General features: G+C 60.2%; 3 protein-coding genes. All 3 read left to right on the forward strand.

The features are described 5' to 3' along the window. The first annotated feature begins 26 nt into the window (after window positions 1-26). Window positions 27-962: a sulfite exporter TauE/SafE family protein gene (locus V6C07_RS01505; protein ID WP_333534630.1), complete on the forward strand. Its 936-nt coding sequence runs from the start codon at window positions 27-29 to the stop codon at window positions 960-962. Between the two features lie 36 nt (window positions 963-998). Beyond that, a complete protein-coding gene (locus V6C07_RS01510; RefSeq protein WP_333534628.1) occupies window positions 999-1,430 on the forward strand; it encodes a DUF1634 domain-containing protein in 432 nt (143 codons plus the stop codon). Between the two features lie 251 nt (window positions 1,431-1,681). After that, the coding region (locus V6C07_RS01515) for a cache domain-containing protein (protein ID WP_333534629.1) at window positions 1,682-2,442 on the forward strand (761 nt) is incomplete at its 3' end.

The following is a 2,442-nucleotide window of genomic DNA, read 5'->3' on the forward strand; positions in this document are numbered from 1 at the left end:
AAGCGTCCGCTCAGGAGCTTGGGCTGATGGCGGGCAAGGCTCCCGACCAGACGGGCGACCCCCTGCTTGCCCAGACACAGCGACAGGCGGAAGCTCAGGCAGATGCCGTCCTTGTGGACAGCCACCCCTGGTGGTTCTGGCCTCTTGCCCTGCTGTTTTTCTGTTTTGTTCTCGGCGTAATCGCCGTGATGGCCGGTGTGGGGGGCGGCGTGCTTTTTGTGCCGCTGGTCAGCGGATTTTTCCCTTTCCATCTGGACTTTGTGCGCGGCGCGGGTCTGCTGGTAGCCCTGGCGGGCGCGCTGGCCGCCGGTCCGGGCCTGCTGCGCCGCAATTTCGCCAATCTGCGTCTGGCCCTGCCCGTAGCGCTTATTGCCTCGGCCTGTGCCATTGTAGGGGCCATGCTGGGTCTGGCCCTGCCCACGCACATCATCCAGACCTGCCTTGGCGGAACCATTCTTGCCATTGCCGTCTTGTTGCTGCTGTCTAAAAACTCCGTGCGCCCCGTGGTGACAAAACAGGATGCCGTGGGCCTGGCCCTTGGCATGAACGGCGTATTTCTTGAACCGAGCACCGGCGAAGTGGTGGAGTGGAAAACCCATCGCACGGTTGCCGGGCTGCTGCTGTTCATTGTTATCGGCATCATGGCGGGCATGTTCGGCCTTGGGGCCGGGTGGGCCAACGTTCCGGTGCTCAACCTGCTTATGGGCGCTCCTCTCAAGGTGAGCGTGGGTACGTCCAAGTTTCTTCTTTCCATCACAGACACTTCCGCGGCCTGGGTGTATCTCAATCAGGGCTGCGTCATCCCGCTCATGGCCATTCCGTCCATTGTGGGGCTTATGCTCGGCTCTGTGGTGGGCGTTCGCCTGCTGGCCGTGGCCAAGCCCAAGTTCATCCGTTATATGGTGATTTTTGTGCTCCTTTTTTCCGGCGCCAAAGCTCTCATGAAGGGGCTTGGCTGGTAAATTTCCTGACCGGACTGGACTTTTTGGGAGGATAGTATGAATACTGTGGATGTTAAGAACGAGATCAAGGCTTCCCCGGCGCAGGTGCGCTATGCCGACATGCTGTTTTACGGCTCGCTCATCGGCTTTGTCATGATGCTTGTGACCTACGCGCTCTACGTCTTCGGGGTGCTGGAGCCGCAGATAGCCCTGGATGAGCTGCCGCGTCTGTGGGTTCACAGCGCTGCGGACTACCGTGCGGCGGGGAATATTCCCCAGGGGTGGGGCTGGCTTGCCCTGGTGGGCAAGGGCGACATATGCAATTTTTTGGGCATAGCCTTTCTTGCCGCCCTGACGATCTTCTGTTTTGTGCAGCTTGCCTGGACTCTGGCCCGGAGCAGGCAGTGGCTTATGATGTGTATCGCCATTGCCGAGGTGCTGGTGCTGAGTCTTGCGGCTTCCGGCGTACTGGTGGCCGGAGCGCATTAGAGCGTGACGTCACGGGTGCTTCCTGTCCTCCGGCCCTTCGACCCTTAGGCCAGCCGGTCAAGTGATCACGTTGTCGCCAGCTTTTTCGGCAGCGCAACGGGAGGGCTGGGCAAGGCGGATCGGGCGTCTGCCGGAACATCTGTCAGGCCCTTCATGCTCAGTTATGTATACGTCTGGTCCCGCATATGAAGGGCTGCACCGTGAGAAAGCACGTTTGAAGCTTGCGTCCAGCGCGTAAGCCCGGAGGAAGCATGTTCGCCGCCATAAAAAACGCCTTTGCCCATCTGCTGGAAGTGCCTGAGGCCGTGTCTCCGGCCCGGTATCGCTCTCTGCGGCGGCTTATGACCATACTTATGGTGGCTGTGTCGGTTACGCCCCTGCTCCTGCTGTCCGGCATCAGCCACATGCAGTACACGAGAACTCTTGAGCGGGAGATGGAAAGCCCCCTCTACGCGCTGGCCCGCAAGTCGCAGGCGGCGCTTGAACTTTATCTGGGAGAAAGGGAGTCCACGGTAAGCTTTATCGCTCATGCATACTCCTATAAGGATCTGGCGGACGAGCGTACGCTGAACCGGGTTTTTTTGTCGCTGCGCAGCGAATTTCAGGGCTTTGTGGACATGGGGCTGGTCAATGCCGAAGGCATGCAGATTTCCTATGTGGGACCGTACAAGCTCAGGGGCGCGGACTATGCGGGCAAGCCCTGGCTGCGCGAGGCGGAAATCAAGAGCCGGTACATGAGCAACGTGTTTCTCGGCTATCGCGGCTACCCGCATATGGTCATAGCCGTTCACAGGATGGAGGAAAGCGGGCTTTCGTGGACCCTGCGCGTGGCCGTGGACACGCTGCGCTTGCAGCAGGTGCTGTTTTCCGTAGGCCCGGAGCAGGAAACCGATGTTTTTCTTGTGGACAGGGCTGGTGTGCTGCAAACGGATTCCCACCTGTACGGCAAGGCGCTGGATCCCTGTCCGCTGCCGCTGCCGCCGGCCACGGCTGAAACGCTGGTGCGCAGCGT

The sequence above is a fragment of the Desulfovibrio sp. 1214_IL3152 genome, from assembly GCF_036763055.1.
In the GTDB taxonomy this organism is placed as follows: domain Bacteria; phylum Desulfobacterota; class Desulfovibrionia; order Desulfovibrionales; family Desulfovibrionaceae; genus Desulfovibrio.

Excerpts from the sequence above, each read along its gene's own strand:
- V6C07_RS01505 (WP_333534630.1), top strand. The coding sequence starts at position 27 with ATGGCGGGCAAGGCTCCCGACCAGACGGGCGACCCCCTGCTTGCCCAG.
- V6C07_RS01510 (WP_333534628.1), top strand. The coding sequence starts at position 999 with ATGAATACTGTGGATGTTAAGAACGAGATCAAGGCTTCCCCGGCGCAG.